The sequence below is a fragment of the Sphingobium aromaticiconvertens genome (genome assembly GCF_037154075.1).
Classification (GTDB): Bacteria; Pseudomonadota; Alphaproteobacteria; order Sphingomonadales; family Sphingomonadaceae; genus Sphingobium; species Sphingobium aromaticiconvertens.
In genome coordinates this window covers 539,058-565,435 of record NZ_JBANRJ010000001.1, presented here as the reverse complement: position 1 = coordinate 565,435, position 26,378 = coordinate 539,058, and the positions used below count along the sequence as shown (strand labels likewise).

Genomic DNA, 26,378 nt, shown 5'->3' with positions numbered 1-26,378 from the left:
CGCGATGTTATTCGGGACGCAGCGGACGCGCGAGCAGCGCCTCGACCACCTGCGCGACCGGCGCGCTGCCATCCAGCAGCGCACAGACCGCCTCCACCACCGGCATTTCGACGCCGGCGGCGCGCGCCGCATCGCGCAGCCCGGGGGCGGTGAAGGCCCCCTCCGCCACCGTTCGGCGGTTGGCCAGCAGGACCGATGCCGACTGCCCCTCGCCCAGCCCCTTGCCCAAAGAGAAATTGCGCGAATTGGTGGAAGAACAGGTGAGGACAAGGTCGCCCAGCCCCGAAAGGCCGCCCAGCGTTTCCGCCCGCGCCCCCCGTGCCAGGCCGAACCGCGTCATTTCCGCAAAGCCCCGACTGATGAGCGAGGCGCGCGCATTGAGGCCAAGCCCCGCCCCGTCGGCTACGCCGCAGGCGATGGCGAGCACATTCTTGACCGCGCCGCCAATTTCCGCGCCGATCACATCGTCAGACAGATATGGGCGAAAGGCGGGCCGGGCGATGCGCGCGGCGATTGCCCGGGCGATGTCCGCATCATCACAGGCCAGGGTCACGGCGGTTGGTAGCCCGGCCGCGACTTCATGGGCAAAGGTGGGGCCGGAAAGGACGGCAATCGGGGCGTCGGGGCGGATCTGCGCGACAACCTCCGACATCAACAGGCCCGTGCCTGCCTCTATCCCCTTGGAACAGAGGATCAGCGGCGTCGCGGCGGGGGCCTGCGCCAATGCGCTGCGCAAATGCTGGGCCGGGGTCACGACCAACAGCATGTCGCAGACAGCCAGGTCCGTCATGGCGAAGGTCGCACGGATGCTGGAATGGAGCGGCGTACCGGGCAGATAGAGCGGATTGGCGTGGATCGCGTTGATAGCGGCCACCACCTCATCCTCCAGCGCCCAGAGCAGCACCTCCTGCCCGTCCGCCGCCAGCACCTGCGCGAGCGCGGTGCCCCAGGCGCCAGCGCCGATGACGCCCGCCTTCATGCCTTAACTCCGGCGCCGCGCGCCTTTTCGGCGGCGGGGTCGAGCGGCCAGCGGGGCCGGGCGGGAACGGTGAGGTCATCGGTCATCCCCGCAGCATAGCGCTCCGCGCCCGCCCAGGCGATCATCGCTGCATTATCGGTACACAACCACATCGGCGGGGCGACAAAGGGCACGCCATGATCGGCAGCGAGCGCTTCAAGCGCAGCGCGGATCGCGCTGTTGGCAGCCACGCCGCCCGCGACGACCAGCGCGCTGATTCCGGTCGCGTCCACCAATTGGCGGCGAGTGCGATCGACGAGGCAGTCGATGACAGCCTGCTGAAAACTGGCGGCGATATCTTCGACACTGTGTTCCCCAGACTGCACCGCCCGCATGACTGCGCTTTTCAACCCTGCGAAGGAAAAATGCGGTTCGGCGGTGCCGAGCAGGGGACGGGGCAGTCGAACAGCCTTTGGATCGCCCTTCGCCGCAGCCTTCTCGACCGCCGGGCCGCCGGGATAGCCCAGACCCAGCAGCTTGGCGGTCTTGTCAAAGGCTTCGCCCGCCGCATCGTCGATGGTGGTGGCGAGCCGCACATAATCGCCGGGGCCGCGAACATGAAGCAACTGGCAATGGCCGCCCGAAACCAGCAGCAGCATATAGGGGAATGCAAGCGTCGGATCGGCGAGGCGGGGCGAGAGGGCGTGCCCCTCCAGATGATTGACCGCGACCAGCGGCTTGCCCGCCGCATGGGCCAGCGCTTTCCCGGTGACGAGGCCGACCATCACGCCACCGATCAGGCCCGGACCCGCCGTCGCCGCGATCACGTCGACCTGCGCCAGCGTCAGTTTTGCATCGGCAAGAGCGCCCTCCACCAGTGGCATCAGCGCCTCGACATGCGCGCGCGCGGCAATTTCAGGAACAACGCCGCCATAGGGGCGATGCGCTTCCTCCTGCGTGGCAAGGCGATGGGCCAGCACCTTGCCATCGGCCGTTACCAGCGCGGCTGCCGTTTCGTCGCAGCTTGATTCAAGGCCAAGGATGATCGTCATTGCCGCTTCCATCTAATGTCCGCGATGATTAGAGCAAGCTGCATATGTCCTCCCCCTCTTCTCCCCTTCGCCTTGGCACCCGCGGCTCACCGCTGGCGCTGGCCCAGGCACGCATGACCACACAGGCGCTAATCACCCGCCATCGCTGGCGAGACGATGCCATCCAGACCGTGATTGTGCAGACCAGCGGCGACCGCATCCAGGACCGTGCTCTTGCCGATATCGGCGGCAAGGCGCTGTGGACCAAGGAGCTGGACCGGGCGCTGGTCGAGGGCGAGATCGACTTTGCGGTTCATTCGATGAAGGATGTGGAGACGATCCGGCCTGCCGACATCGCCATCGCCGCGATGCTGCCCCGCGCCGATGTGCGCGATCGGCTGGTCGGCGCGACAAGCCTGGCGGCGCTGCCGGACAAGCCGGTGGTGGGCACCAGTTCCCCGCGCCGCGCCGCGCAGGTCCGCCGGACGCGACCCGATGCGTCGATCATCCTGTTTCGCGGCAATGTGGCGACGCGGCTCGCCAAGCTGGAACAGGGCTTTGCCCATGCCACGCTGCTGGCAGCGGCGGGGCTGGACCGGCTGGGCCGAAGCGACATCGGCACGACGATCGAACTGGACGAGATGCTGCCCGCTCCGGCGCAAGGCGCGGTGGGGATCGAGACGCTGGCGGCGAACCGGCAGATGCGGGACTGGCTGGCGGCGATCAACGATGCAGATACCTTCGATTGCGTGATGGCGGAACGCGCAGTGCTGCGGGCGCTGGGCGGCACATGCCATTCGCCGATCGCAGCGTTGGCGCGGATAGATGGCGGCAGAGTGCATATTCGGGCGGAAATATTGACCGCCGAAGGCACCGACCAGGTGGGTGGCGAACTGAACATAGATCGCGGGAACCCCGATGCGGCGATGGCGCTGGGTAAAGAACTGTTGGATCGGGCCAGCCCGGCGCTGCGCGCGCTGTTCGAGGGGGCGTGAGTCGGCTGATCGTACTGCGGCCTGAGCCGGGGGCGTCCAACACGATGGCGAAGGCGGCCATGCTGGGTATCGCGACCACCGCCTGCCCGCTGTTCCGAATCGCGCCGATCGCCTGGGCGCCGCCACCCGCCACCGATTTCGATGCGCTGCTGGTGACGAGCGCGCAGGCCGTGCGAACGGGCGGAGCCGACCTGGCGCGTTATCATGGCCTGCCCAGCTACGCCGTGGGCAAGGCGACGGCGCAGGCATTGGACGCCGCGGGGTTCAGGAACGTGACGGTGGGGAACACCGACGGCGCCGCCATCGCCGCGCGGATCGTGGCGGATGGCCATCGTGTCGTGCTGCATCTGGCGGGGGAGGATGTCGCGCCCTTTGATCCGGGTCCGTTGCGTATTCGGCGTGAGGCGCTCTATGCGGCAGTGGAAGCGGCGGATCGCGCGGCGCTGGCGGCGGTGTTGGAGCCGGATACGGTGCTGATGGTCCATTCGCCCCGCGCGGGTGGACGGCTGAATGCGCTGGTGGACGAGGCAGCACGGCACGCATTGCATATCGTCGCCATCAGCCCAGCGGCGCTGGCAACGTGCGGCGAAGGCTGGGCGAGCGCGCGGGCCGCCGACGCCCCCAACGATACGGCGATGCTGGCGCTCGCGGCGCTGTTGTGCGAAGGACACAGCCATGCCAAACATGCCGACGGAGGAAGCTGACCCCTTGATCAGTGGTGACGAGGATATCGGGCACGTCGTTGCGCCCCCCGTGATGCCCGCACGACGCGGCCCCTGGCTGCTGATCGGGCTACTGATCGCCTTTGCGGTCGGCGTCGGCGCGACCATCTGGACCATACCTTCTCTGGAACGTTGGTGGCAGGGTGGAGATCGCGCGACCAGTGCCGCCGCCCGCTTGCCCGTGACCGCGATGGATCGCGCGGCCCCGCCCTATGCCCAGCCATTGAACGCCGACGCCGCGCGCATGGTGGATATGCGGGTGGTACAGCTTGAAGATCGCCTAAATCGCATCACCGTGGAGGCCCAGGCCGCGTCCAGCAATGCCGCCCGGGCCGAGGGGCTGCTGGTCGCCTTTGCCGCGCGCCGCGCGCTCGATGGTGGAACGCCGCTGGGCTATGTCGAGGGCCAATTGCGCCTGCGCTTTGGACAAGCGCAACCACGCGCCGTCGCGACCATCATCAACGCCGCGCGAGAGCCGGTGACGCTGATCGACCTGCGCGCCGGACTGCTGGCTGTGTCCGACCAGGTGACGCGCAACCCATCCAACGTCAGTTGGTGGGATGCAATGGAACAGGAAGCCAAGGCGCTGGTAACGCTCCGCAAGACGACCACCCCCTCCCCTCGCCCGCAAGCCGCGCTAGAACGGGCGCTGCGCTATATCGACGCAGGCCGGGTCAGCAACGCGCTCACGGAAGTGGAACGGATGCCGGGCAGGGCAGTTGCCGCCCGCTGGACCGAATATGCCCGTCGCTATCAGGAAGCGCACCGGGCGCTGGACCTGATCGAGACGGCAGCGATACTGGAACCGCGCCAGTTGCGGACGAGCGACGGCGAGAATGTAAGTCAGACATCGCCACTGGCCCCCTGACATACCCGCATGCGACCAATGGATTCAATTTCACGCTGAAACCTATAGACGTCACCAGCGTTTGTCATGAATATGTCACCTTTTCCCCAAGGATCAGGATACCGATTCGTGCAAGCCCCGTCCGTTTATGCCCTCAACCAGCTTCGCAGAAGCCGTTTCGCGCCCGGCGCGCGGATCGCCGCGCTGCCACCGGTCGGGCATCTGCTGGGTAATGCGGCGTTGCCGTTCGACCTCAAGCGGACGCGGACGATGGCCGACACTCTGGCGGCGGACATGGAGTCCGATGGCGGGTCCGTCCTGCTGATCCCTGGCCTGATGGCGTCGGAAGCGCGGATGCAGCCGCTGCGCGACGTGCTGGCGATGGCGGGCTATGACGCGCATGACTGGGGCATGGGCCGCAATTATGGGCCGAAACTGGACACGCTGGAGCAGATCGACCGCCGCGTCGACGCGATTCGCCAGAGCAGCGGGCAGCCGGTGACGTTGGTGGGCTGGAGCCTGGGCGGCCTGTTCGCGCGGGAATATGCCAAATATGCGAGCGTCAAGGTCAATGCCGTCGTGACGATGGGCACGCCCTTCTCCGGCGACCCACGCGCCAACTGGGCCTGGCGGCTCTATCAGCTAGTGTCGGGCCATGCGGTCGACACCCCGCCCTTCCCTTGCATCCGCGAGGAGAAGCCACCGGTGCCGACGATCGCGCTCTGGTCGGCGCGCGACGGCGTGGTGCGACCCGAATGCGCGGCGGGACGCGCGGGCGAGCGCGACCGGGCGATCGAAGTGGATTGCAGCCATATGGGCTTCGCTGCCGCGCCCGAGGGGATTGCGGCCGTGGGACGCGCGCTGGAGATGCTGCGGGGCGTTTAGGGGTTTGTGGGGCGACCCCTAACGACCATTTGCGGACAATTGAGAGTTTTGATACCGGACAGCACTTAATTCGGGGACGAAAGCAAAATCATGCGCGCATATTATGGCTGTGTGTTGCTAAGAGGTGCGGCTACTGCGCTGTTGATATTTACGGCCGCTAAGGCTGCTGCGGGAGATTGGCGGGAGAAAACGTACCGATAAGGTTGCCATGGCAGTGGATGTCGACGGGTTGGTTCGCTCCGCCCCTGTTATCGAGGGTGCTATGGTTATCGTCCTTAAGGAACAGTTTTTTGGACCCCGGCTACCGGCCTACACCATCATAGACTTGCGGATCGATTGCTCAGCAAGATTGGTGCACAATTTAGGCGGTCGAACATATGTGGGGGCTAACCAATATGGATCGACGACGCCTGATGCAGCGCCCTTACATTCCAAGGATGGGCAGCTTGACGATATTTGCGGCGATTTGGTTGCGCTGCCTTCCGGAGCAGCAACTGCCATGAATTACGCGCAAAGCGCTTGGGTCGGACGTTAAGCAATAGCGGACGGACCGCAAACCACCCCAAATAATCAAAGCGCGCTCAGCCCAGTCGTTGCAGCGCCTCTTCCAGACCGATCAGCGGCAGGAGCGCGGCCATGTCCGGGCCGTGATCGCGGCCTGTCAAGGCGCGGCGGAGGGGGAGGAAGAGGGTTTTGCCCTTGCGTCCCGTCTCAGCTTTCAGCGCGTCGGTCAGGGTCCGCCAGATGCTTTCATCAAAGGGGAGCGTCGAGAGGATCGCTTGGGCAGCCTTCAGGAAGTCGGCATCCTCGGGATCGGCAGTGGGCGCATCGATCGGACCGGTGACGATGCGCCACCATTCGGCGGCTCCCCCCAGCGTTTCCAGATTGGGCTGGATCGCTGTCCATGCCGCTTCGCCCATGCCGTCCGGCAAGCGGTCGGCGACGGTTGCATAGGGGAGGTGGTGGAGGATTTTCTGGTTGAGGGCCGCCAATTCCGCCTCGTCGAAGCGTGCGGGCGCGCGGCCGAAATGGGAGAAGTCGAAACTGTCGATCAGCGCGCTGGCGTCGGCGAACGGCTCGACCGGCTGGCTGGTGCCCAGCCGCGCCAGCAATGAGACGATCGCCATCGGCTCCAGCCCCATCTCGCGGAAATGGACGACGCCGAGCGAGCCGAGGCGCTTCGACAGCTTGCCTTCGCTGCCGGTCAGCAGCGCTTCATGGGCAAAGGACGGGATCGGCGCGCCAAGGGCCGCGAACATCTGAATCTGGGTGGCGGTGTTGGACACATGATCCTCGCCCCGCACGACATGGGTGATGCCCATGTCAATGTCGTCAATGACCGAGGGGAGCATATAGAGCCATGAGCCATCGGCCCGGCGGATGACCGGATCGGACAGGAGTTTCGGGTCGAAATGCTGCGCGTCACGGATCAGGTCGGTCCAGGTGATGGGCAGGGCGTGGTCGAGCCTGAAGCGCCAATGGGGGGTGCGGCCTTCGGCTTCATAGGCGGCGATCTGGTCGGGGGTTAGCGACAGGGCGGCGCGGTCATAGACCGGCGGCAGGCCGCGACCGAGCAGGACTTTGCGGCGCAGGTCGAGTTCCTGCGCGCTTTCATAGGCGGGGTAGACATGCCCAGATGCTTTCAGCGCCGCGAACTGCTGTTCGTACAGGGCGAAACGGTCGGACTGGCGAACTTCCGCATCTGGCAGCAGGCCGAGCCATGTCAGGTCGGCGCGAATCGAATCGGCATATTCAGGGCGCGAGCGTTCCAGGTCGGTATCATCGAGACGCAGCAGGAAGCGCCCGCCGCTCTGGCGCGCATAGAGCCAGTTATGGAGCGCGGCACGGATATTGCCGACATGCAGGTGCCCGGTGGGCGACGGGGCGAAGCGGGTTATGGTCATGGATGCTTCCATCTCCGTTCGGGCCGCGCCTGTCGAGAGGCGCTTCTCGACTTCGCTCGAAGCGAACGGGATTGAGTGGATTACAATGTGCGAAAAGCGTTCGTGATCGGGTAGCGACGGTCGCGACCGAAGTTGCGGGTGCCGAGCTTTACGCCGGGAGGGGCCTGTCGGCGTTTATATTCGGCGACGTAGAGGAGGCGCTCGATCCGGGCCACCGTCTCACGCTCGAAACCACGCGCGACCAGTTGCTCGACCGACAATTCCTCCTCGACCAGACCATAGAGGATGGGGTCCAGTATCTCATAGGGGGGCAGGCTGTCGTCATCGCGCTGATCCTCGCGCAGTTCGGCGCTGGGCGGCTTGGTGATGACGCGGTCGGGCATGACCGGGCCGGACGGACCAAGGCCAGCCCCAAGCGACGGCACATTCTCATTCCGCCAGCGGGACAAGTCAAAAACGGTGGTCTTGTAGGCATCTTTCAGCACCGAATAACCGCCCGCCATGTCGCCATAGATGGTGGCATAGCCGACCGACATCTCGCTCTTGTTGCCTGTCGTCAGCAGCATGTGGCCGAACTTATTGGAAAGGGCCATCAGGGTCACGCCCCGGATGCGCGACTGGATATTTTCCTCGGTGATGTCGCGCTGGCGGGTCGCGAAGGGAGGGGCCAGCATCGTGTCGAAAGCGCCGACCGCCGGTTCGATGGGAATCGTATCATAGCGGACGTCCAGCAGGCGGGCGCATTCGACCGCATCGTCCAGGCTGTCCTGACTGGTGAAGCGCGAGGGCATCATCACGCACCACACCCGCTCCGCGCCCAGTGCGTCAACCGCGACGGCAGCGGACAGGGCCGAATCGATGCCACCCGACAGGCCCAGCACGACACCGGGGAAGCGGTTGCGGTTCACATAGTCACGCAGGCCAAGAACCATGGCGTTGTAGATATCGGCGGGATGCTCATCGAGCGGGTGGATCTCACCGGGCAGGCAATCCCATGCGCCATTGCGCTTTTCCCAATGGGTCAGCGTCAGCGCCTCGTCCCAGTCGGGCATCTGATGGCGCAGTTCAAGGTCAGCGCCCAGCACGAAGGACGCACCATCGAACACCAGTTCATCCTGCCCGCCAACACGGTTCAGATAAACGAGCGGCAGGCCGGTTTCGCGGATACGGGTGCCCGCAACAGCCTGAATACGCTTGTCGTCCTTGCCGACCTCATAGGGGCTGCCATTGGGGCTGACGAGGATGTCCGCGCCCTCACTTTTAAGATGCGCGGTGACGAAGGGGAACCAGATGTCCTCACAGATGGGCACGCCGATCTTCACGCCCCGAAAATCGATGGGCGCGGGCAGCGGGCCGGGGGCGAACAGGCGCTTTTCATCGAACGTGCCGTAATTGGGCAGTTCGCGCTTTTGCCGGATGGCGGTGACGGCGCCGCCGTCCAGCAACGCCACGACGTTGAACAACACCCCTTGCGCCGCGACCACCGTGCCGACCAGCATCGCCGGGCCGCCATCCGCCGTCGCCTGCGCCAACCGGTCCAGTTCATGATTGGCGCGGTCGACCAGCGCGGGCTTCAGCACCAGATCCTCTGGCGGATAGCCGATAAGCTGGAGTTCGGGGAAGACGATCAGGTCCGCAGCCCTCGCCTTCTCACGCCAGGCGAGCATCGCATCGGCGTTGGCGGTAAGGTCGCCGACCGACTGGGTCAGCTGGGCAAGGGCGATGGTCAGTCTGTCGGTCATGGGCAGCGCCCCTATCCCATTTTACCGGACGGCGCAAAAGCGCCTTTCCAGCGTCGCATCTCGCCGCTAAAGGGGCGGCGTCTCACGCATAGTCATCTATCTGTCACGGGGAACTCGGCCGATGAAGCTCATGACCGGCAATTCCAACCTGCCGCTGGCCACCGCCATCGCTGATTATATCGAAATCCCTCTGACCAACGTCAGCGTCCGGCGCTTTGCCGACGAGGAAGTTTTCGTGGAAATCCATGAGAATGTACGTGGCGAGGATGTGTTCGTTCTCCAGTCCACCAGCTATCCGTGCAACGACAATCTGATGGAATTGCTGATCATGATCGATGCGCTGAAACGCGCCTCGGCCAAGCGGATCACGGCGGTCGTTCCCTATTTCGGCTATGCCCGACAGGACCGCAAACCCGGTCCCCGCACCCCGATTTCGGCCAAGCTGGTCGCCAACCTCATCACCACGGCAGGCGCCAACCGTGTCCTGTCGGTCGACCTGCACGCCGGACAAATCCAGGGTTTCTTCGACATTCCGACCGATAATCTGTTCGGCGCGCCGGTGATGTCCGCCGATATCCAGGCGCGCTTTGGCGACAAGAATATCATGGTCGTGTCGCCCGACGTCGGCGGCGTGGTGCGCGCCCGCGCACTCGCCAAGCGACTGGACAACGCCCCCCTCGCCATCGTCGACAAGCGGCGCGAGCGGGCGGGCGAATCGGAAGTGATGAACATCATCGGCGACGTGAAGGGCCGCTTCTGCGTGCTGGTCGACGATATCGTCGATTCGGGCGGAACGCTGTGCAACGCGGCATCCGCCCTGTTGGCCGCAGGCGCAGAGGGCGTCGTCGCTTACGTCACCCATGGCGTCTTGTCTGGTGGGGCCGTCGCCCGAGTCGATGCTTCGGAACTGACCGAACTGGTCATCACCGACTCGATCATGGGAACCGACGCTGTTTGCAGTTCCCGCCGCATCCGTCAGTTGCCGATCGCCCCTCTGCTGGGCGAAGCGATCAAGCGCATCGCCGACGAAAGCTCCGTCTCCAGCCTGTTTGATTGATCGAGAAGTCGCACAGCGCGACTTGTCAGGCCGGGAACAGGATGATCGGCAGGCAGAGGATAAGCGCGAGTCCGGCGGCGATCCGCTGACCGCGCGAGATGCCCAGCGGTTTGGCGTTCCAAACCAGCGGGCAGGCGAGTAGGGCGAGGACAAACAGGCCGTTGGCGATCGTGGCAGATCCGCCAACCGGCATATCCTGCCGCAGTGCCAGTCCCCCGAACAGGGCGATAAAGCCGATGATCCACCCCAACAGGGCCATGCCCAAAAATCCCTTTCGCTTTTCGCAGGATAGAACGGGCGGGTTGCCGAAGACTTAAACCTTGTCGATCCAGGGATCGTAGGTGCCAAAGCTCCAGACATTGCCTTCGGGATCCAGCGCCTCATAGCCGCGCCCCGGATAGCCTTCATTGTCATGCGGCTCGTTCACCACCACCGCGCCGGCATTGCGGGCATGCAGGCAGTGCGCATCAGCGTCGGGCACGACGAGGTAGGTGCATAAGGTCACGCCATTAAGTTCGCGCGGCGTCTTCCATGTGATGAGCGATTCGGCGTCCCCGTCGCGAACGCTGCCCAGCATGATCATGCCATCGCCGAAGACCAGTTGCGCATGGTGGATGATGGTCGGATCAGCCTCATCGGGATAGACGGCGTGGCGTTGGAATCCAAAGGCGTCGCACAGGAAATCGATCGCAGCGGGCGCGTTGGCGTAGCGCAGGCCGGGTATGACGGGTGAACCGGGCATCTTGACCTCCTCATCGGGAATCATCGAACCAAAACCGAGTCCAGTCTAGCGCAGCGCGGCCGGAGCGGCTAGGCGCAGAGCCATGACCACGCGCGAAGATCTGGCCCTTGCCAACCGCCTTGCCGATGCCGCTGGCGCGGCGATCCGCCCCTTTTTCCGTGCCCGCTATGATTTGGAATATAAGTCCGACAAGTCGCCGGTGACGGAAGCCGATCGTGCCGCCGAAGCGGCGATTCGTGCGATATTGGAAAAAGAACGCCCCGATGACGGCATCATCGGCGAGGAATATGGCGCGATCCGTGAGGATGCCGAGCGGGTCTGGATATTGGACCCGATCGACGGCACGCGCAGCTTCATCGCCGGGCGACCGATCTTCGGCACGCTGATCGCTCTGACACAGGGCGGCTGGCCGACCATCGGCATCATCGACCAGCCGATCGCCAGGGAGCGTTGGGCCGGAATGAGCGGACAGCCGACCACCTTCAACGACAAGCCGGTGATAACCCGCACCTGCCGCGATCTGGATCAAGCGATATTGGCCAGTACCGCGCCGCAACTCTTCCCCGATTGCACCGGCGAGCATTTCGCCCGGCTGGCGGGCCAGTGCCGCGACACGGTGTGGGGCGGCGACTGCTATAATTACGGGCTGGTGGCATCGGGCCATGTCGACATCGTGGTCGAGGCGGGGCTGAAACTGCACGATCTGGCCGCGCTGGTGCCGGTGGTCGAGGGCGCGGGTGGGCGGATGTGCGACTGGGCGGGCGATCCGCTGACCGCCGACAGTGACGGCAAGGTCATCGCCATCGGCGATCCGGCGCGGATGGACGATGTGCTGGAAGCGTTGTCGCAGGGCCATGAGGGGCATCATCACGGTTGAATTGACCAGACCGGACGCTTTTCCAGCGAATCGCTTGCCTTGGCGATGCTTCCCCCGTATAGGCGCGCGTTCCCGTCGGGTCTTGACCTGCGGGATTTGATGGGATGATCCGGCCAGTAGGGCTGCCGCGACCGTCCATAATCGTCTGCGGCGCTGGCTTTTGCCAGATGCCGTGATTAAGCTTCAAGGAGACGAAAATGCCCAAGCTCAAGACCAAGAGCGGTGTGAAGAAGCGCTTCAAGTTCACCGCTTCCGGCAAGGTCAAGCATGGTGTCGCTGGCAAGCGCCACCGTTTGATCAGCCACAACGCAAAATATATTCGCCAGAACCGTGGCACTTCCGTGCTGTCCGAGTCCGACGTCGCGCACGTCCGCCTCTGGGCACCCTACGGCCTGAAGTAAGGAGTAAGGGACAATGGCACGCGTCAAACGGGGTGTTACCACCCGCGCAAAGCATAAGCGGATATTGGAACAGGCGAAGGGCTATTATGGCCGTCGCAAAAATACCATCCGCATCGCCCGTCAGGCGGTCGAAAAGGCCGGTCAATATGCGTATCGCGACCGTAAGGTTAAGAAGCGCACCTTCCGCGGCCTGTGGATCCAGCGTATCAACGCCGGTGTCCGCGCCGAGGGTCTGACCTATTCGCAGTTCATGCACGGCCTGAAGCTGGCTGGCGTGCAACTGGACCGCAAGGTTCTGGCCGACATTGCCATGCATGAAGGCGAAGCATTCAGCGCCATCATCGCCCAGGCGAAAGCGGCTCTGCCCGCAGCGGCGTAAGCTGTAAGCGACAGACACGCGAAAGGGCGCCGGGGCAGATGCTTCCGGCGCCCTTTTCGTTTATGCAGCGCGCAAACAGGAGGAAGACATATGCAGATCGGCACATGGTGGTTCTATGTCCTGACCGTTTTCGTGGTCGCGGGGACCCCCGGTCCCAACATGCTGCACATCATGATGCGCTCGATTCAGGTCGGCCCGCGCCGGTCGGGTTTTGCGATGATGGGGTGCCTGTCGGCAGTGCTGCTGTGCCTGTTCGCCTCTGCATTCGGCCTTGGCACTCTGCTGAAGGCCGAACCGCGCTTGTTCGACGTCCTGCGCTATGGCGGGGTCGCCTATCTGATCTGGCTGGGGATCAAGGCGTGGCGCTTGCCCGTCACATCGCCTGGTGAGGCTGGCGCAACACGTCCGGTCCAGTCGGCCGGATCGCTCTATCGCGGCGGGCTGCTGATCGGCCTCTCCAATCCCAAGCTCATCATCTTCGCTGCCGCGCTGTTTCCGCAGTTCGTCAATGCACGCGCGCCTTTTGCGCCGCAGTTGGGGATCATGGTCGTCACCTTCGCGGCGATCGAATGTTTCTGGTACGCGCTCTATGCGATGGGTGGGCGGTCGCTGGCCCGCTGGCTGGAACCGGCCAACCGCCAGCGGCTGTTCAACCGTGTGACCGGCACGATCTTCGTCGGCTTTGGCGCGGCATTGCTGGGACATCGGGTGTGACCCTTTTCTTGGACGCTCCGTACCGCTAAGGCCGCCCACAACGTCCCCGCCATCCAGGCTGAATGGAAGACATGACCGAAATCACTGCTCTGAAGGCCGGCCTGCTGGCCGACATCGCCGCCGCCCACACGCCCGAAGCGGTCGAAGCCCTGCGCGTTGGGGCGTTGGGTAAGCAGGGGGTCATTACCGGCCTGCTCAAGACGCTGGGGGGTATGAGTCCGGAGGAGCGGCTGGAGAAGGGACCACCGATCCAGGATTTGCGCGAATCGGTGACGGTGGCACTGGCGGAGCGGAAGGGCGCGCTGGAACAGGCGGCGCTGGACGCGCGGCTCGCGGACGAGCGGATCGACATGAGCCTGCCCGCCGACATTGGTGCGGTCGGGTCGGTGCATCCGGTCAGTCAGGTGATGGACGAACTGGCGGAGATTTTCGCAGACCTCGGCTTTTCAGTCGCCACGGGGCCGGAAATTGAGGACGACTGGCATAATTTCACCGCGCTCAACATCCCCGAGACGCATCCGGCGCGGGCGATGCACGACACTTTCTATTTCCCCGCTGGGGACGCGGCCAAGAAGATGCTGCTGCGGACCCACACCTCGCCAGTGCAGATCCGCACGATGATGAATCAGGAACCGCCGATCCGCATCATCGCGCCGGGCCGGGTCTATCGGTCGGACAGCGACGCGACGCATACGCCGATGTTCCATCAGATCGAGGGACTGGTGATCGACAAGGGCATCACCCTTGGCCATCTGAAATGGACGCTGGAAACCTTCCTCAAAGCCTTTTTCGAGCGGGACGATATCGTCCTGCGCCTGCGCCCCAGCTATTTCCCCTTCACCGAACCATCGGTGGAGGTCGATGTCGGCTATACGCTGGTGAATGGACAGCGGGTGATCGGCGGCGACGGCGATGCGCCCGATGGCGGTTGGCTGGAAGTGCTGGGCAGCGGCATGGTCAATCGCAAGGTGATCGAAGCGTGCGGCCTCGACCCCGACGAGTGGCAGGGCTTTGCCTTTGGCACCGGGGTCGACCGGCTGGCGATGCTCAAATATGGGATGAACGACTTGCGCGCTTTCTTTGACGGCGATCTGCGCTGGCTGCGCCATTATGGTTTTTCGGCGCTGGACGTGCCCACGCTGTCGGGGGGAGTGGGCGCATGAAGTTCACTTTGAGCTGGCTGAAATCGCACCTCAATACCGATGCCGATCTGCCGACGATCCTGAAAGCCCTGACCAATATCGGGCTGGAGGTCGAGGGCGTCGAGAACCCGGCCGAGAAGCTGGGCGCGTTCCGCATCGCGAAAGTCCTGAGCGCCGCGCCGCATCCGCAGGCCGACAAGTTGCAGGTGCTGAGCGTCGATGCGGGTGATGGCCCGTTGCAGGTCGTATGCGGCGCGCCCAATGCGCGCGAAGGACTGGTCGGCGTGTTCGGCAGCCCCGGCGCGGTGGTGCCGTCCAATGCTATGGTGTTGAAGGTCGCCGCCATTCGCGGTGTCGAATCGAACGGCATGATGTGCTCGACCCGCGAACTGGAACTGGGCGATGATCATGACGGGATCATCGAGTTGCCCGCCGATGCGCCGCTGGGCCGCGTCTATGCCGACTGGGCGGGGCTGAACGATCCGGTCATCGACGTGTCGATCACGCCGAACCGGCAAGATTGCATGGGCGTGCGCGGCATCGCCCGCGACCTTGCCGCGGCCGGGTTGGGCACGCTGAACGCGATCATCGTGCCGATCATCGATGGCATGGGCGATGGCCCGAATGTGCGAACCGAGGATATGGACGGCTGCCCGGCTTTCTATGCGCGCACCGTGAAGGGCGTTACTAATGGCACGTCGCCTGACTGGATGAGCAAGCGGCTGAATGCGATCGGCCAGAAGCCGATCAGCACGCTGGTCGACATCACCAACTATATCATGATCGATTTGGGCCGGCCGCTGCATGTCTATGACATGGCGACGCTGAAGGGTGGCCTCGTCGCGCGCAAGGGCAAGCCCGGCGAGCAGGTGGTGGCGCTGAACGGCAAGAGCTACACGGTCGATGAAACGATGACCGTGATCGCCGATGATGCAGCCGTGCATGACATTGGCGGCATCATGGGTGGCGAACATTCGGGCGCGCAGATGGGCACGACCGACGTGCTGATCGAATGCGCCTATTTCACGCCCGAGCGGATCGCGATGACGGGACAGACGCTGAACCTGTCGAGCGACGCGCGTGGCCGGTTCGAGCGCGGGGTCGATCCCGCCTTTCTGGACGACGGCCTGTCGATCGCGACCGATCTGGTGGTGAAGCTGTGCGGTGGAACGCCCAGCGCGGCGACGCGCGCGGGCGTCCCACCGGTTGCTCCGCGCACCATCGCCTATGATCCGGCGCTGTGCGAGGGACTGGCGGGCGTACATGTCGCCGACGACGAGCAGAGAGCGATACTGGAGCGGCTGGGCTTTGCGGTCGAGGGTGGCGAAGTCAGCGTCGACTATCAGGACGGCACGCCCGTCTATGGCCGGGACGGCTGGACCGTGACCGTGCCAAGCTGGCGCCGCGACATCGACGGCGGACCCGATCTGGTGGAAGAGGTCGTGCGGATGGTGGGGCTGGACAAAGTGCCCTCCACCCCCCTGCCCCGCATCCCCGGCGTGGCTCGTCCGACCGCGACGCCCGAACAGATGATCGAGCGCCGGGTGCGGCGCACGGCGGCGGCGCGTGGGCTGTCGGAGGCGATCAACTGGTCCTTCCTGTCGGAAAAGGAAGCGGCATCGGTCGGCGGCGGTGACTGGACGCTGGCCAATCCGATTTCCGAGGATCTGAAGGTCATGCGGCCTTCGCTGTTGCCCGGCCTGTTGTCAGCAACGCGGCGCAATATGGATCGCGGCGCAACATCGGTGCGCCTGTTCGAAGTTGGGCGGCGCTACTTCTCCGGCCAGAATGATGGAAGTTGGGAACGCGCGACCGTCGGCTTCCTGCTGGCGGGCGAGAAGATCGCGCGTGGCTGGCAGACGGGCAAGGCGCAGGGTTTCGCGGCCCATGACGCCAAGGCGGAAGTGCTGGCGCTGCTGGCCGCTGCCGGTGCGCCGGTCGGCAACCTCCAAAACTTTGGGGAAGCGTCAGGCGCCTATCATCCCGGCCAGTCGGGCACGCTGCGGCTGGGACCGAAGGTGATACTGGCCGAATATGGCGTGCTGCATCCTTCGCTGGCCAAGCAGTTCGGGCTGACCGGCCCCGTGGTCGCAGCCGAGATTTTCCTTGATGCCATTCCCGCCAAGCGCAAGGCGGGCTTCATGCGCGCGCCCTATGCGCCACCCGTTTTGCAAGCGGTGAAGCGCGACTTCGCCTTCGTCGTGCCGGAGGCGCTGGAAGCCGACGCGCTGGTACGCGCGGCACGGAGCGCGGACAAGAAGGCGATTGTGGATGCACGCCTGTTCGACGTCTTCGTCGGGCGAGGCGTGGACGAGGGCATGAAGTCCCTCGCCATCGAAATCACGCTGCAGCCTGGCGAAAAGAGCTTTTCACAGGAAGAACTGGACGCGATCAGCGCGGCTGTGGTGAAGGCGGCGGAGAAGCTGGGCGGGACGTTGCGGGGCTGACTGCCGCAGCGCCTTCCCCGGTGATCTTGCATCCCTTGCTCGTCGCCATGCCGCGCAGGAAGCCGCGGCGGGCGAGGCCGGTACTGATCGCAGCCTGAAGCCGGCGTTCGGCTGGGGCCGCGCCGGTCACTTCGCGGACGAGTCCACGAAAGGGGATCAGCGAGTTGATGATGGTGCGGCCACCCGCCTCCATGATCTTGCCGGTGCGATTCTCGTTATTCGCCTTGCCCGTGCCAAAATCGGGACCAAGGGCCTCGGTCAGTTCAGCCATCGCGGCGTTCAGCCCCTTGCAGGTGCGGCTGGGGGGCATGGCATAGGGCGCTTCGGTCGATTTTTGCAGGATCGGCGGGATTTCGGTCTTGGCGATGCCGACGTCGCGCGCGGGCTGGCTGGCGATGCGGCCCGCCTTGTCGAGCGTCTCGTCGCGCGGCTTGTCCTGCTCCCCCGGCGCCGTAGCATCTTTCTGATTTTCTGTCTGGTCTTTGGCCGGCTTGTCCTGGGCCACGGCGGCGCTGGTCAGCAAAAGTGAAAGCAAAGCGGCTCTTAACATCATCGGATAGTCTCCCTGTCGCTGCTCAACCGGCCAGCCATCCCTCTGGTTCCCCGATCGAAACGATCGGCCAAAGAGCGGGCAGACGGAAGGGCAGACAGCGGGCCACACCGCCGTTATGCAGGACCGGCAACGACATAAGGCGAGCGGCACGTGCGCGAAGACCATATCACCATAGAATCGGGCGAGTTGACTGCGGCGATCAATCCGCTGGGGGCCGAACTCTGGTCGCTGATGGATGCGCAGGACCGCGCGTTGATGACCGATGCCGATCCGCGCTGGTGGGGTGGCCACGCGCCCTTGCTGTTTCCTTTTGTCGGGCGGTCGCGCGATGACGTCTATCGGCTGAACGGCGTGACCTATCCGATGGCCCAGCATGGTTTTGCGCGTCGGATGCCTTTTGCCGTGGTGCGCCGGGATGAGGGAGCCGTGACCTTCCGGCTGGAGGCGAACGCGGAAACGCGGGCGGACTATCCGTTCGACTTCCGGCTGGACATGACGTTCGCGCTGGAAGGCGCGACGTTGCGGATGACGGCCAGCGTCAGTAATCGGGACGCAGCGGACATGCCGTTCAGCTTTGGCTATCACCCGGCCTTCGCCTGGCCCCTGCCCTATGACGGCGCGGTCAAAGATCACCGGATCCTGTTTGAAAAGCCCGAGCCAGCGCCGATTCGCAAGGTGGGTAGTGAGCCGGGGCTGATCGCGCTGGAAAACTTCCCCTCGCCGGTCGTGGGCAACACCCTGTCGCCGACCCATGCGATGTTCGAGGGGGATGCGCTGATCTGGGACGCACTGGAAAGCCGCAGCCTGTTCTGGGGCGTGCCGGGGCAGCCCCACCTGAAGATCGACTTTCCTGATACGCCCTGGCTGGGCTTGTGGCAGCGACCGGGCGCACATTATCTGTGCGTCGAACCCTGGGCGGGCATGGCCGACCCGGTGGGCTTTGAGGGCGATGTATGGGACAAGAGCGGGATCATGCGGCTGGCACCCGGCGAGACACGCGCCTTCCGTATGGAGGTGACGCTGGTCGCCTAACGGGTGAAAGCGCGGGCGGCTGGTACGGGCCGCAATAATCGCTATATGGCGCCCCTATGAGCATTCCATCCCGCCGCACCTTCGCGATCATTTCCCACCCCGACGCGGGCAAGACCACCCTGACTGAAAAGCTGCTGCTGGAAGGTGGCGCGATCCATCTGGCCGGTGAGGTCAAGGCGCGCGGCGCGAACCGGCGCGCCCGTTCGGACTGGATGAAGATCGAGCAGCAGCGTGGCATCTCCGTCACCTCCTCCGTCATGACGTTCGAGCGGACGCGCGATGGCGAGACGATCACTTTCAACCTGCTCGACACGCCGGGGCATGAGGATTTTTCCGAAGATACCTATCGCACGCTGACGGCAGTCGATTCGGCGGTCATGGTGATCGACGCGGCCAAGGGCATCGAGCCGCAGACGCGCAAGCTGTTCGAGGTCTGCCGTCTGCGCAACGTGCCGATCATCACCTTCGTCAACAAGGTGGATCGCGAAGGCCGCGAGACGTTCGGTTTGCTGGACGAGGTGGCCGACCAGTTGCAACTGGACGTGTGCCCGATGAGCTGGCCGGTCGGCATGGGCGGCGAGTTTGAGGGGGTGTACGACTTTGCCACCAACCGGTTGATGCAGCCGGTCGGGCCGAGCAAGGAATTTGACGGCACCCGGCAGCAGTTCACGGGGCTGGACGATCCCCGGCTTGCCGAATTCATCTCCAAACGGGGCCTGGCCAAGCTGCGCGAGGAAGCCGAGCTATCGCAGGGCGGCTATGCGCATTTCGACCTCGCCCGTTATCGTCATGGCGACCTGACCCCGGTCTATTTCGGATCGGCGTTGAAGCTGTTTGGCGTGACTGAGCTGATCGACGCGCTCGCCGCCCACGCGCCGCCGCCGCGCCCGCAACCCGCTGAGCCAGCGCCGGTCGAACCGGAGGATAATGAAGTCACCGGCTTCATCTTCAAGGTGCAGGCCAATATGGACCCGCAGCATCGCGACCGTATCGCCTTCATGCGGCTGGTTTCAGGCAAGTTCCGGCGCGGCATGAAGCTGACTCCATCCGGGTCGGGCAAGCCGCTGGCGGTGCATTCGCCGATCCTGTTCTTCGCGCAGGACCGCGAATTGGCGGATGAGGCCTATCCAGGCGACATCATCGGCATTCCCAACCATGGCGCGCTGCGCGTCGGCGACACGCTGTCGGAAAAACCGGGGCTGCGCTTTACCGGCCTGCCCAATTTCGCGCCGGAAATTTTACGCCGCGTGCAATTGAAAGACCCGACCAAGACCAAGCAGTTGCGCAAGGCGCTGGACGACCTGTCCGAAGAGGGCGTCATTCAGGTCTTCTATCCCGAGATCGGCAGCCAGTGGATCGTCGGCGTGGTCGGGCAATTGCAGCTTGAAGTGCTGATTTCCCGGCTGGAGGCGGAATATAAGGTCGCGGCGGGGTTGGAAATGTCCCCCTTCGACACCGCGCGCTGGATCGGCGGCGAAGAGGCGGCACTCAAGGATTTCGTGTCGTTCAACGGCGGCAACATGGCCAAGGACCGCGACGGCAATCTGGTCTTCATGGCCAAGAGTGCGTGGGACATCGGCTATCAGCAGGAACGGCACCCGAAGGTGAAGTTCAGCGCCACGCGCGAGCGGTAGAGTCTTTTGATTTAGCGCATTTTCCGAGGCAGCAGGTGATTCCACCTGCTTAGAAAATGCTTTAGCCTGCCACCCAATCCTTGCGCAGATGCTTGCCCGCCAGCGCCATGAACAGGCCCGCGAGCAGGTAGAAGCCCAGCGCGGCGATGATGGCATAGCGAAGTGACTCTGCGCCGTAGCTGGGCGTCAGCGCGTCGGACAGGGCACCGACGCTCCAGCTGCCCAGCCCCAATCCCACCAGATTATTGATGAGCAGGAAGCTGGCGGCCGCACTGGCGCGCATATGCGCGGGGACGAGGTGCTGGACGGCGGTGAGGACCGGGCCGAGCCAGACATAGACCAGCGCCTGCGGGATCAGGAACAGCAGGAAGGCAGCCGTGACGCTGCTGGAGAGGACGCCGATGACGAACAACGGCATCCCGACGATATAGCTGACGGCGGGTACCCAGGCATAGGCAGCCTTATCCTTGCCACCCAGCCTGTCACCCAGCCAACCACCGAGCAGCACGCCCGCGACACCACCCATCAGCAGCAGCGCGCCAAGGAACTGGCCCGCGCCCATCAGGTCGAGGCCGAAGCTGCGCATCAGCAAGCTGGGCAGCCAGAAGGCGACGCCATAGCCACACATAGAACTGCATGCCGCGCCCAGCGCGAGAAACCAGAAACTACGCTTTGCCGCCAGGATACCGAAGACGGCGGAGACCGGCACGACGTCCCCCTGCTGCACCGGGCGCACGGGTTCGCGGACGACGAGGCGGAAGACCGGGGCGATCATCAGGCCCAGCAGACCGACGACAAGGAAAGCGGTGCGCCACTCCACCGCCTGCGCGATATAGCCGCCCAGCAGCACGCCGCCTGCCGATCCCAACGGAATGCCGAGCGAATAAATGGAGAGCGCCCGCGCGCGCCGGTCGGGTGGGAAATAATCGGAGATGACGGCATAGGACGGCGCGACGCCCCCCGCCTCACCCACGCCCACGCCCACACGGAAGGCGAACAACTGCCAGAAGCTGCCTGCTACACCGCACAGCGCGGTAAAGCCGCTCCAGATGCCAAGGCTGACGGTAATGACCCAGGTGCGGCTGGTGCGGTCCGCCAGCAGCGCCAACGGTATCGCCAGCGTCGAATAGAGCAATGCGAAGGCAATGCCGCCCAGCGCGCCCAATTGCGTGTCGGTCAGGCCCAGCTCCGCCTTGATCGGGCCAGCCAGGATGCCGAGGATCTGCCGGTCGAGGAAGTTGAATGTGTAAACCAACAACAGCATCGCGAGTACGACGCCGCGATAGGCGCGGGTCGGAGGCGCGATCGTCGGAGTCTGGGTGGCAGCGTCCATCGGCGATCCTTTCGTCATCCCCGCTTTTGCGGGGATGACGCCATGAGACAAGGGGGGCGGCAAGAGGTCAGAATTTGAGACCTGCGGTCACGAAGACCTGACGCGGATTGCCGTAAAAGGCGGTCAGCACGCCCTCCCGACCCAGCGTCGAAGTCCCGGCCGCCGACTGATAATTATAGCCCGATGTGATGTAGCGCTTATCGGTCAGATTTTTGCCATGCAGGCCCAGCGAATAGCGCTCATCATCCGAGGTCCAGGTAATGCTGGCGTCCCACAGCGCATAGCCGGGCTGATCGAGGGCCGGGATCGGCACTTCGAACTGATGGGTCAGGCTGCGATAGGACAGGGTGGTCGAAGCGTCGATCGTGCCGCTGGCCAGCGCCATGCCCGACGCGGCAAGCGTACCCGAAACAGTCCATTTCGGCGTGTTCTGGAAAGTGCGCTGGTTCGCCACGTCTGCGCCGGTGGGGCCAATGAAGCGGCGATACTGGGCGTCGATATAACCCAGCGCGCCGTTGAGGCTGACGCGCGATCCCGATCCGGCGAAGTCGCGGACCAGCACCGCGTTTGCTTCTGCCTCCACGCCCTTGATCCGCGCCTTGGCCGCGTTGGTGGTGATGCCACAGAAAGTTTGCACACCGCCCGAAATACAGCCGACCGAACCGGGGATCTGCACATCCTTATAGTCCGAATAGAAGCCCGCCAGGCTGAGTGTCAGGCGGCGATCGAACAGCGATCCCTTGTAACCCAGTTCGTAGCTGTTGACCTTTTCCGGGTCGAAGGAGAGGAAATTATAAATATCCTCATAGGTGCGGCCCGCCGCCGGATTGCTGATCGGGGCCGATGTGCCCGCTCCACGCGGGTCGAAACCGCCGCCCTTGAAGCCCTTCGAATACGAGGCATAGACCATGTTATTGGTATCGGGCTTGAAGCTGAGCGACGCGCGCGGGGTAAATTCCTTGAACGTCCGTTCGCCCCGGAAATTGGTGGCAGGCAAGCCCAGGATGATCGGCGGATTGACGCCACCGAACTCCGGCGACGTGCCGGTGATCCGGTTTGCCTTGTAGATAAAGGCGTTGCGCCGGTCGTTGGTGAAGCGGCCGCCGACCGAAAGGCTCAGCTGCTCGGTGAAATCATAGGTGAAATCGCCGAACACCGACCAGGTATCGGTCCGCACATCGCCCGCCGTATAGCCGTTGAGCCCCGGAAAACCGATCGCCGCCCCTTGCAGGCCCAGCAATACATCGAACGCAGTCGAAGCGCGGGCATCGAGATAATAGAAGCCGACGAGGCCGTTCAGCCGATCGCTTTCGTAGAGAAGCTGGAATTCCTGGCTGAGTTGTTCATTGCGATAGACGGCGGGCACATCGACATCGACCGAAGGCAGCGCGTCGAAATCAATAGGCGTGAAGCTGCGATCCTTTCGCCAGGCGCTGATCGAGCGCAGCGTGAGGGTATCCGACAACTGGGCAGAAACGTTCATGGCGAGGCCATAGGCCTTCACATCCTGTTTCGGATTGTTAAGGCCCGCCCGGGTGTCAAAAACATCATCGAGAACCGGCGCGCCGGAAACAAGACCCGGAATCAGGCGGTGACCGTTGCGCGGATCTGACTTGTCGCGGCTGTAATCGCCCGAGATGCGGATCAGAACAGGCTGTCCATTGCCGCCGATTTCCAACGTGCCGCGCCCGGCCCAGATATCCTTGTTGTAGTTTTCCAGCCCCTTGATGTTCAGATTGTCGCCAAAGCCGCCGCGCGACAGGCGCGCCACCGACCCGCCCACGCGGATCATGTCGGTGATGGGCGTGCTGGCGCTGACGACCAGGTCGGCCTGATCATAGCTGCCATAGGTGGCCCGCACCTTTAGCTGCATCTTGTCGGGGAGCGCGCGCGTCACATATTTGACCGCGCCGCCGATGGTGTTGCGACCGTAGAGCGTTCCCTGCGGGCCGCGCAGCACCTCGATCCGCTCCACATCATAGATGTCGAGAACGCCCGCCTGCGGACGGTTGAGATAGACGTCGTCGAGATAGATGCCGATGCCCGCCTCAAAACCCGGAACCGGATCCTGCTGGCCCACGCCACGGATGAAGGCGGTAAGCGTGGAGTTGGTGCCGCGTGAATTTTCCAGCGTGGTGTTGGGGGTGACATTGCCGATGTCTGTGATGTCGATCGCGCCGCTCTTTTCCAGCGCCGCGCCGGAAAAGGCCGTGACGGCGATCGGCACGTCGAGCAGGCTTTCTTCCCGTCGGCGGGCGGTGACGACGATATCGCCATCATTGGCATCGACACCTGCAACCTGCTGCGCGAAGGTCGGCATGGAAGCGACACCTGCGAAAGCGGCGGAAGCAAGCGCGATTGCGCGAATCGACTGACGGGAAGTCATCATGAAATCCTCTCCTGACTGATGCGCCCGATTGGCTGGGCTGCTTGTTGCAGATCGAATCGATAATGAAAGTTGAACCAACTTTCAACTTGAAATAAGAGACTATCTCACAAGAGGATCAGACTGCGCTAAAAAGGCCGCAGCGATGGGAGGATGGATGACCGAATCGGATGCCCCACGGGAGGACAAAACCCCGCGCACGGCGCGCGGCGAACGCACGCGACGTGCGCTGTTGAGTGCGGCGGCAGACGAGTTTGGCGAGAAGGGATTCCATGACGGATCGATCAGCGGCATCACCCGCCGGGCGGGCTGCGCACTGGGCAGTTTCTACACCTATTATGACAGCAAGGACGATATTTTCCGCGCGCTGGTAGGCGACATGTCAGGGCAGGTGCGCGATTATGTGGGGCCAAGGATCGCACAGGCGAAGGACGGGATCGACGCCGAGCGGATCGGGCTTTTAAGCTTTCTGGAGTTCGCGCGGGCGCACAAGGAAATCTATCGCATCATCGACGAAGCCGAGTTTGTCGATCAGGCCGCCTATCGCGCCCATTATGAAAATACCGCCAGCCGCATCACCCAACGGCTGGCCGCAGCGGCAGCGCGCGGCGAGGTGCGCCCCGATGTGGATGAGGTTCATGCCTGGGCAATCATGGGGATGAACGTGTTTCTGGGCCTGCGCTATGGCGTGTGGGATGGCAGCCGCGACGCGGATGAGGTGGCGGGCATCGCCAATGCCCTGATCGAACGGGGGATCAGGACGGAGGGTTAACTCGGCGCTATTTCCGCAGCAGGAACACCGCATGTTCGGCGAACAGGTTGGCGTTCGCGTGGGTGGTTTCCTTGTCCCCCTTCAGGAACCATTGGCCGTCGATCGACCAGCCATGCTCCTTCACCAGTGCGCGGAAATCGTCGACCGTCACATGGTGGATGTTGAGCGTATCATACCATGTGTCGGGCAACAGCCGCGTCACCGGCATCCGCCCGCCCCACAACAGGGAAATCCGCCCGCGCCAATGGGCGAAATTGGGGAAGCTGACGAACGCCTGCTGGCCGATCCGCAACAGTTCCTCCACCACCAGATCGGGCCGCCGTGTGGTTTGCAGCGTCTGGCTGAGGATGGCATAATCGAAACTGGCGTCGGGATAATAGCCAAGGTCGGTGTCGGCATCACCCTGCACCACCGACAGGCCCCGCCCGACCGCTGCCGCGACATTGGCGCCATCAATCTCCAGACCGCGCGCATCGACCTGCTTGGCATCGCGCAGCGCTGCCATCAGCGCGCCATCACCACAACCCACGTCGAGGACGCGCGCACCCGGCTTTACGGTACGGGCGATCAGGGCAAGATCGGGGCGAAGCGTATCGACGGTCATGACGTCAGGCTCGCCCGCCGCGCAGGAAGCCGTCGACCACCCGGTTGAGTTCCGGACATTCCAGCAGGAAGGCATCATGGCCGAAGGGGCTGGACAATTCGACGAAGCTCGCCTGCGCGCCCGAGGCGTTGAGGGCATGGACGATCGCGCGGGATTCGGCAGTCGGATAGAGCCAGTCCGTATCGAAACTGACGAGGCAGAAGCGCGTCCGGCTGCCCGCAAAGGCTTTGGCAAGGCTGCCGCCATGATCGTCGGCAATGTCGTAATAGTCCATGGCGCGGGTGATATAGAGGTAGGAGTTGGCGTCGAACCGCTCGACAAAGCTCAACCCCTGATGGCGCAGATAGCTTTCCACCTGGAAATCCGCGTCGAAGCCGAACGTCTTGCTGTCGCGCCCCTGCAAGCGCCGTCCGAACTTCTCCGTCAGGCCCGCTTCGGACAAATAGGTGATGTGCGCGGCCATGCGCGCGACGGCGAGGCCCGCGCCGGGCACCTGCCCATCGGCATAATAGTCGCCGCCGCGCCAGTTGGGATCAGCCATGATCGCCTGACGCCCGACTTCGTGGAAGGCGATATTCTGGGCGCTGTGGCGTGCGGTCGAAGCGATAACGATGCAGGATTCGACGCGGGCGGGGAACAAGGTGGGCCATGTCAGCGCCTGCATCCCGCCCATCGACCCGCCGACCACCGCCGCCAGGCGATCGACACCCAGATGATCGAGCAGCAGCGCCTGCGCCCGGACCATGTCGCCGATGGTGAGGACCGGGAAGCGCATCGCGTGCGGATCGCCGGTCTCAGGGTTCAGGCTGGCCGGGCCGCTCGACCCCATGCAGCTGCCGATGACGTTGGAACAGATAATGAAATGCCTGCCCGGGTCGATCGGTTTGCCCGGTCCCACCAGCCGCCACCACCAACCCGGCTTGCCGGTTACGGGATGATCGGAGGCGACATATTGATCAAGGGTCAGCGCGTGGCAGATGAGGATGACGTTGGAGCGGTCCGCATTCATCGATCCATAGGTTTCATAGGCAATGTCGAGTGGTCCCAGCGATCCGCCGCCATCCAGCCGCAAGGGACCAGTCAGGCGAACTTGCCGGCGGAGGCCAAAACGGCTGTCATCAGGCAGGGAGGCGCTCAACATGGTGCAGCGGCGCTAGGGTCGTCATCCGTCGCTGTCAATCCGGCCCGCGCTTAAGGAACGGGTGGCGATGGGCAGTGACG

25 protein-coding genes are annotated in these 26,378 nt (G+C 64.1%); 14 read left to right on the top strand and 11 right to left on the bottom strand.

Annotation, left to right across the window (positions count from 1 at the left end):
• Positions 1–7: 7 nt before the first annotated feature.
• Both WFR25_RS02935 and tsaD read right to left on the bottom strand, forming a co-directional pair.
• Positions 8–979, bottom strand: a complete 972-nt coding sequence (locus tag WFR25_RS02935) for an NAD(P)H-dependent glycerol-3-phosphate dehydrogenase (RefSeq protein ID WP_336968356.1) — start codon at positions 977–979, stop codon at positions 8–10.
• A complete protein-coding gene (tsaD, locus tag WFR25_RS02930; RefSeq protein ID WP_336968353.1) occupies positions 976–2,010 on the bottom strand; it encodes a tRNA (adenosine(37)-N6)-threonylcarbamoyltransferase complex transferase subunit TsaD in 1,035 nt (344 codons plus the stop codon). The genes WFR25_RS02935 and tsaD overlap by 4 nt, the downstream gene beginning before the upstream one ends.
• A gap of 44 nt (positions 2,011–2,054) precedes the next feature.
• Between tsaD and hemC the strand changes: the two genes are divergently transcribed.
• The 4 genes from hemC to WFR25_RS02910 all read left to right on the top strand — a co-directional run bounded on the left by hemC (position 2,055) and on the right by WFR25_RS02910 (position 5,438).
• Positions 2,055–2,984 (top strand): hydroxymethylbilane synthase, encoded by a 930-nt coding sequence (gene hemC, locus WFR25_RS02925; RefSeq protein ID WP_336968350.1) that lies wholly within the window; start codon positions 2,055–2,057, stop codon positions 2,982–2,984.
• Positions 2,981–3,688 carry a uroporphyrinogen-III synthase gene (locus WFR25_RS02920; protein ID WP_336968348.1) on the top strand — a complete coding sequence of 236 codons (708 nt, stop codon included), beginning with the start codon at positions 2,981–2,983 and terminating at the stop codon, positions 3,686–3,688. The genes hemC and WFR25_RS02920 overlap by 4 nt, the downstream gene beginning before the upstream one ends.
• 52 nt (positions 3,689–3,740) lie before the next feature.
• Positions 3,741–4,574, top strand: a complete 834-nt coding sequence (locus tag WFR25_RS02915; RefSeq protein WP_336974631.1) for a hypothetical protein — start codon at positions 3,741–3,743, stop codon at positions 4,572–4,574.
• Between the two features lie 108 nt (positions 4,575–4,682).
• Complete coding sequence (locus tag WFR25_RS02910) at positions 4,683–5,438, top strand: esterase/lipase family protein (RefSeq protein WP_336968345.1); 756 nt, start codon at positions 4,683–4,685, stop codon at positions 5,436–5,438.
• Positions 5,439–6,019: 581 nt separating this feature from the next.
• Here the strand turns inward: WFR25_RS02910 and gltX are convergent.
• Both gltX and WFR25_RS02900 read right to left on the bottom strand, forming a co-directional pair.
• Positions 6,020–7,342, bottom strand: coding sequence for a glutamate--tRNA ligase (gltX, locus tag WFR25_RS02905; protein WP_336968343.1), 1,323 nt, complete (start codon positions 7,340–7,342; stop codon positions 6,020–6,022).
• Positions 7,343–7,422: 80 nt separating this feature from the next.
• Positions 7,423–9,084, bottom strand: coding sequence for an NAD+ synthase (locus WFR25_RS02900; RefSeq protein WP_336968340.1), 1,662 nt, complete (start codon positions 9,082–9,084; stop codon positions 7,423–7,425).
• A 121-nt stretch (positions 9,085–9,205) separates the two neighbouring features.
• Here WFR25_RS02900 and WFR25_RS02895 point away from each other — a divergent pair, with 121 nt between their 5' ends.
• Positions 9,206–10,141, top strand: a complete 936-nt coding sequence (locus WFR25_RS02895) for a ribose-phosphate pyrophosphokinase (RefSeq protein ID WP_336968337.1) — start codon at positions 9,206–9,208, stop codon at positions 10,139–10,141.
• A 25-nt stretch (positions 10,142–10,166) separates the two neighbouring features.
• Here the strand turns inward: WFR25_RS02895 and WFR25_RS02890 are convergent, their stop codons facing one another.
• Together WFR25_RS02890 and WFR25_RS02885 are read right to left on the bottom strand one after the other, a co-directional pair.
• Positions 10,167–10,400: a hypothetical protein gene (locus WFR25_RS02890; protein WP_336968335.1), complete on the bottom strand. Its 234-nt coding sequence runs from the start codon at positions 10,398–10,400 to the stop codon at positions 10,167–10,169.
• 54 nt (positions 10,401–10,454) lie between these two features.
• Positions 10,455–10,883, bottom strand: a complete 429-nt coding sequence (locus WFR25_RS02885) for a VOC family protein (protein ID WP_336968333.1) — start codon at positions 10,881–10,883, stop codon at positions 10,455–10,457.
• Positions 10,884–10,965: 82 nt separating this feature from the next.
• Between WFR25_RS02885 and hisN the strand changes: the two genes are divergently transcribed.
• The 6 genes from hisN to pheT all read left to right on the top strand — a co-directional run bounded on the left by hisN (position 10,966) and on the right by pheT (position 16,843).
• Positions 10,966–11,760, top strand: coding sequence for a histidinol-phosphatase (gene hisN, locus WFR25_RS02880; RefSeq protein WP_336968331.1), 795 nt, complete (start codon positions 10,966–10,968; stop codon positions 11,758–11,760).
• 197 nt (positions 11,761–11,957) lie between these two features.
• Positions 11,958–12,161, top strand: coding sequence for a 50S ribosomal protein L35 (rpmI, locus tag WFR25_RS02875; protein WP_336968329.1), 204 nt, complete (start codon positions 11,958–11,960; stop codon positions 12,159–12,161).
• Between the two features lie 13 nt (positions 12,162–12,174).
• Positions 12,175–12,540 carry a 50S ribosomal protein L20 gene (gene rplT / locus WFR25_RS02870; RefSeq protein WP_336968327.1) on the top strand — a complete coding sequence of 122 codons (366 nt, stop codon included), beginning with the start codon at positions 12,175–12,177 and terminating at the stop codon, positions 12,538–12,540.
• Positions 12,541–12,630: 90 nt separating this feature from the next.
• Positions 12,631–13,254 carry a LysE family translocator gene (locus tag WFR25_RS02865; protein ID WP_336968324.1) on the top strand — a complete coding sequence of 208 codons (624 nt, stop codon included), beginning with the start codon at positions 12,631–12,633 and terminating at the stop codon, positions 13,252–13,254.
• Positions 13,255–13,325: 71 nt separating this feature from the next.
• Entirely contained in the window at positions 13,326–14,417 is a 1,092-nt protein-coding gene (gene pheS, locus WFR25_RS02860) for a phenylalanine--tRNA ligase subunit alpha (protein ID WP_336968321.1), read from the top strand.
• Positions 14,414–16,843, top strand: a complete 2,430-nt coding sequence (pheT, locus tag WFR25_RS02855) for a phenylalanine--tRNA ligase subunit beta (protein ID WP_336968319.1) — start codon at positions 14,414–14,416, stop codon at positions 16,841–16,843. The genes pheS and pheT overlap by 4 nt, the downstream gene beginning before the upstream one ends.
• Here pheT and WFR25_RS02850 read toward each other — a convergent pair.
• Entirely contained in the window at positions 16,788–17,396 is a 609-nt protein-coding gene (locus WFR25_RS02850; RefSeq protein WP_336968317.1) for a hypothetical protein, read from the bottom strand. The two genes, pheT and WFR25_RS02850, sit on opposite strands and share 56 nt — an antisense overlap.
• A gap of 150 nt (positions 17,397–17,546) precedes the next feature.
• On the opposite strand from WFR25_RS02850, the gene WFR25_RS02845 reads away from it, so the two are divergent.
• Positions 17,547–18,428, top strand: coding sequence for an aldose 1-epimerase family protein (locus WFR25_RS02845; protein ID WP_336968314.1), 882 nt, complete (start codon positions 17,547–17,549; stop codon positions 18,426–18,428).
• A 56-nt stretch (positions 18,429–18,484) separates the two neighbouring features.
• Positions 18,485–20,062, top strand: coding sequence for a peptide chain release factor 3 (locus tag WFR25_RS02840; protein ID WP_336968311.1), 1,578 nt, complete (start codon positions 18,485–18,487; stop codon positions 20,060–20,062).
• Positions 20,063–20,123: 61 nt separating this feature from the next.
• On the opposite strand, the gene WFR25_RS02835 is transcribed toward WFR25_RS02840, so the two are convergent.
• The gene (locus WFR25_RS02835) at positions 20,124–21,395 is read right to left on the bottom strand and encodes a spinster family MFS transporter (protein ID WP_336968308.1); all 1,272 of its coding nucleotides are present in this window, start codon (positions 21,393–21,395) and stop codon (positions 20,124–20,126) included.
• Between the two features lie 67 nt (positions 21,396–21,462).
• A complete protein-coding gene (locus tag WFR25_RS02830; protein WP_336974630.1) occupies positions 21,463–23,781 on the bottom strand; it encodes a TonB-dependent receptor in 2,319 nt (772 codons plus the stop codon).
• 157 nt (positions 23,782–23,938) lie between these two features.
• On the opposite strand from WFR25_RS02830, the gene WFR25_RS02825 reads away from it, so the two are divergent.
• Positions 23,939–24,553, top strand: a complete 615-nt coding sequence (locus WFR25_RS02825; protein WP_336968307.1) for a TetR/AcrR family transcriptional regulator — start codon at positions 23,939–23,941, stop codon at positions 24,551–24,553.
• A 7-nt stretch (positions 24,554–24,560) separates the two neighbouring features.
• Here the strand turns inward: WFR25_RS02825 and metW are convergent, their stop codons facing one another.
• Positions 24,561–25,157: a methionine biosynthesis protein MetW gene (gene metW, locus WFR25_RS02820; protein WP_336968305.1), complete on the bottom strand. Its 597-nt coding sequence runs from the start codon at positions 25,155–25,157 to the stop codon at positions 24,561–24,563.
• 4 nt (positions 25,158–25,161) lie between these two features.
• Positions 25,162–26,298: a homoserine O-acetyltransferase MetX gene (metX, locus tag WFR25_RS02815; protein WP_336968302.1), complete on the bottom strand. Its 1,137-nt coding sequence runs from the start codon at positions 26,296–26,298 to the stop codon at positions 25,162–25,164.
• Positions 26,299–26,378: the final 80 nt, after the last annotated feature.

Coding starts and splice junctions, on each gene's coding strand:
- WFR25_RS02935 (WP_336968356.1), bottom strand. CDS start 979: ATGAAGGCGGGCGTCATCGGCGCTGGCGCCTGGGGCACCGCGCTCGCG.
- tsaD (WP_336968353.1), bottom strand. CDS start 2,010: ATGACGATCATCCTTGGCCTTGAATCAAGCTGCGACGAAACGGCAGCC.
- hemC (WP_336968350.1), top strand. CDS start 2,055: ATGTCCTCCCCCTCTTCTCCCCTTCGCCTTGGCACCCGCGGCTCACCG.
- WFR25_RS02915 (WP_336974631.1), top strand. CDS start 3,741: ATGCCCGCACGACGCGGCCCCTGGCTGCTGATCGGGCTACTGATCGCC.
- gltX (WP_336968343.1), bottom strand. CDS start 7,342: ATGACCATAACCCGCTTCGCCCCGTCGCCCACCGGGCACCTGCATGTC.
- WFR25_RS02900 (WP_336968340.1), bottom strand. CDS start 9,084: ATGACCGACAGACTGACCATCGCCCTTGCCCAGCTGACCCAGTCGGTC.
- WFR25_RS02895 (WP_336968337.1), top strand. CDS start 9,206: ATGAAGCTCATGACCGGCAATTCCAACCTGCCGCTGGCCACCGCCATC.
- WFR25_RS02890 (WP_336968335.1), bottom strand. CDS start 10,400: ATGGCCCTGTTGGGGTGGATCATCGGCTTTATCGCCCTGTTCGGGGGA.
- WFR25_RS02885 (WP_336968333.1), bottom strand. CDS start 10,883: ATGCCCGGTTCACCCGTCATACCCGGCCTGCGCTACGCCAACGCGCCC.
- hisN (WP_336968331.1), top strand. CDS start 10,966: ATGACCACGCGCGAAGATCTGGCCCTTGCCAACCGCCTTGCCGATGCC.
- rpmI (WP_336968329.1), top strand. CDS start 11,958: ATGCCCAAGCTCAAGACCAAGAGCGGTGTGAAGAAGCGCTTCAAGTTC.
- rplT (WP_336968327.1), top strand. CDS start 12,175: ATGGCACGCGTCAAACGGGGTGTTACCACCCGCGCAAAGCATAAGCGG.
- WFR25_RS02865 (WP_336968324.1), top strand. CDS start 12,631: ATGCAGATCGGCACATGGTGGTTCTATGTCCTGACCGTTTTCGTGGTC.
- pheS (WP_336968321.1), top strand. CDS start 13,326: ATGACCGAAATCACTGCTCTGAAGGCCGGCCTGCTGGCCGACATCGCC.
- pheT (WP_336968319.1), top strand. CDS start 14,414: ATGAAGTTCACTTTGAGCTGGCTGAAATCGCACCTCAATACCGATGCC.
- WFR25_RS02850 (WP_336968317.1), bottom strand. CDS start 17,396: ATGATGTTAAGAGCCGCTTTGCTTTCACTTTTGCTGACCAGCGCCGCC.
- WFR25_RS02840 (WP_336968311.1), top strand. CDS start 18,485: ATGAGCATTCCATCCCGCCGCACCTTCGCGATCATTTCCCACCCCGAC.
- WFR25_RS02835 (WP_336968308.1), bottom strand. CDS start 21,395: ATGGACGCTGCCACCCAGACTCCGACGATCGCGCCTCCGACCCGCGCC.
- WFR25_RS02830 (WP_336974630.1), bottom strand. CDS start 23,781: ATGACTTCCCGTCAGTCGATTCGCGCAATCGCGCTTGCTTCCGCCGCT.
- WFR25_RS02825 (WP_336968307.1), top strand. CDS start 23,939: ATGACCGAATCGGATGCCCCACGGGAGGACAAAACCCCGCGCACGGCG.
- metW (WP_336968305.1), bottom strand. CDS start 25,157: ATGACCGTCGATACGCTTCGCCCCGATCTTGCCCTGATCGCCCGTACC.
- metX (WP_336968302.1), bottom strand. CDS start 26,298: ATGTTGAGCGCCTCCCTGCCTGATGACAGCCGTTTTGGCCTCCGCCGG.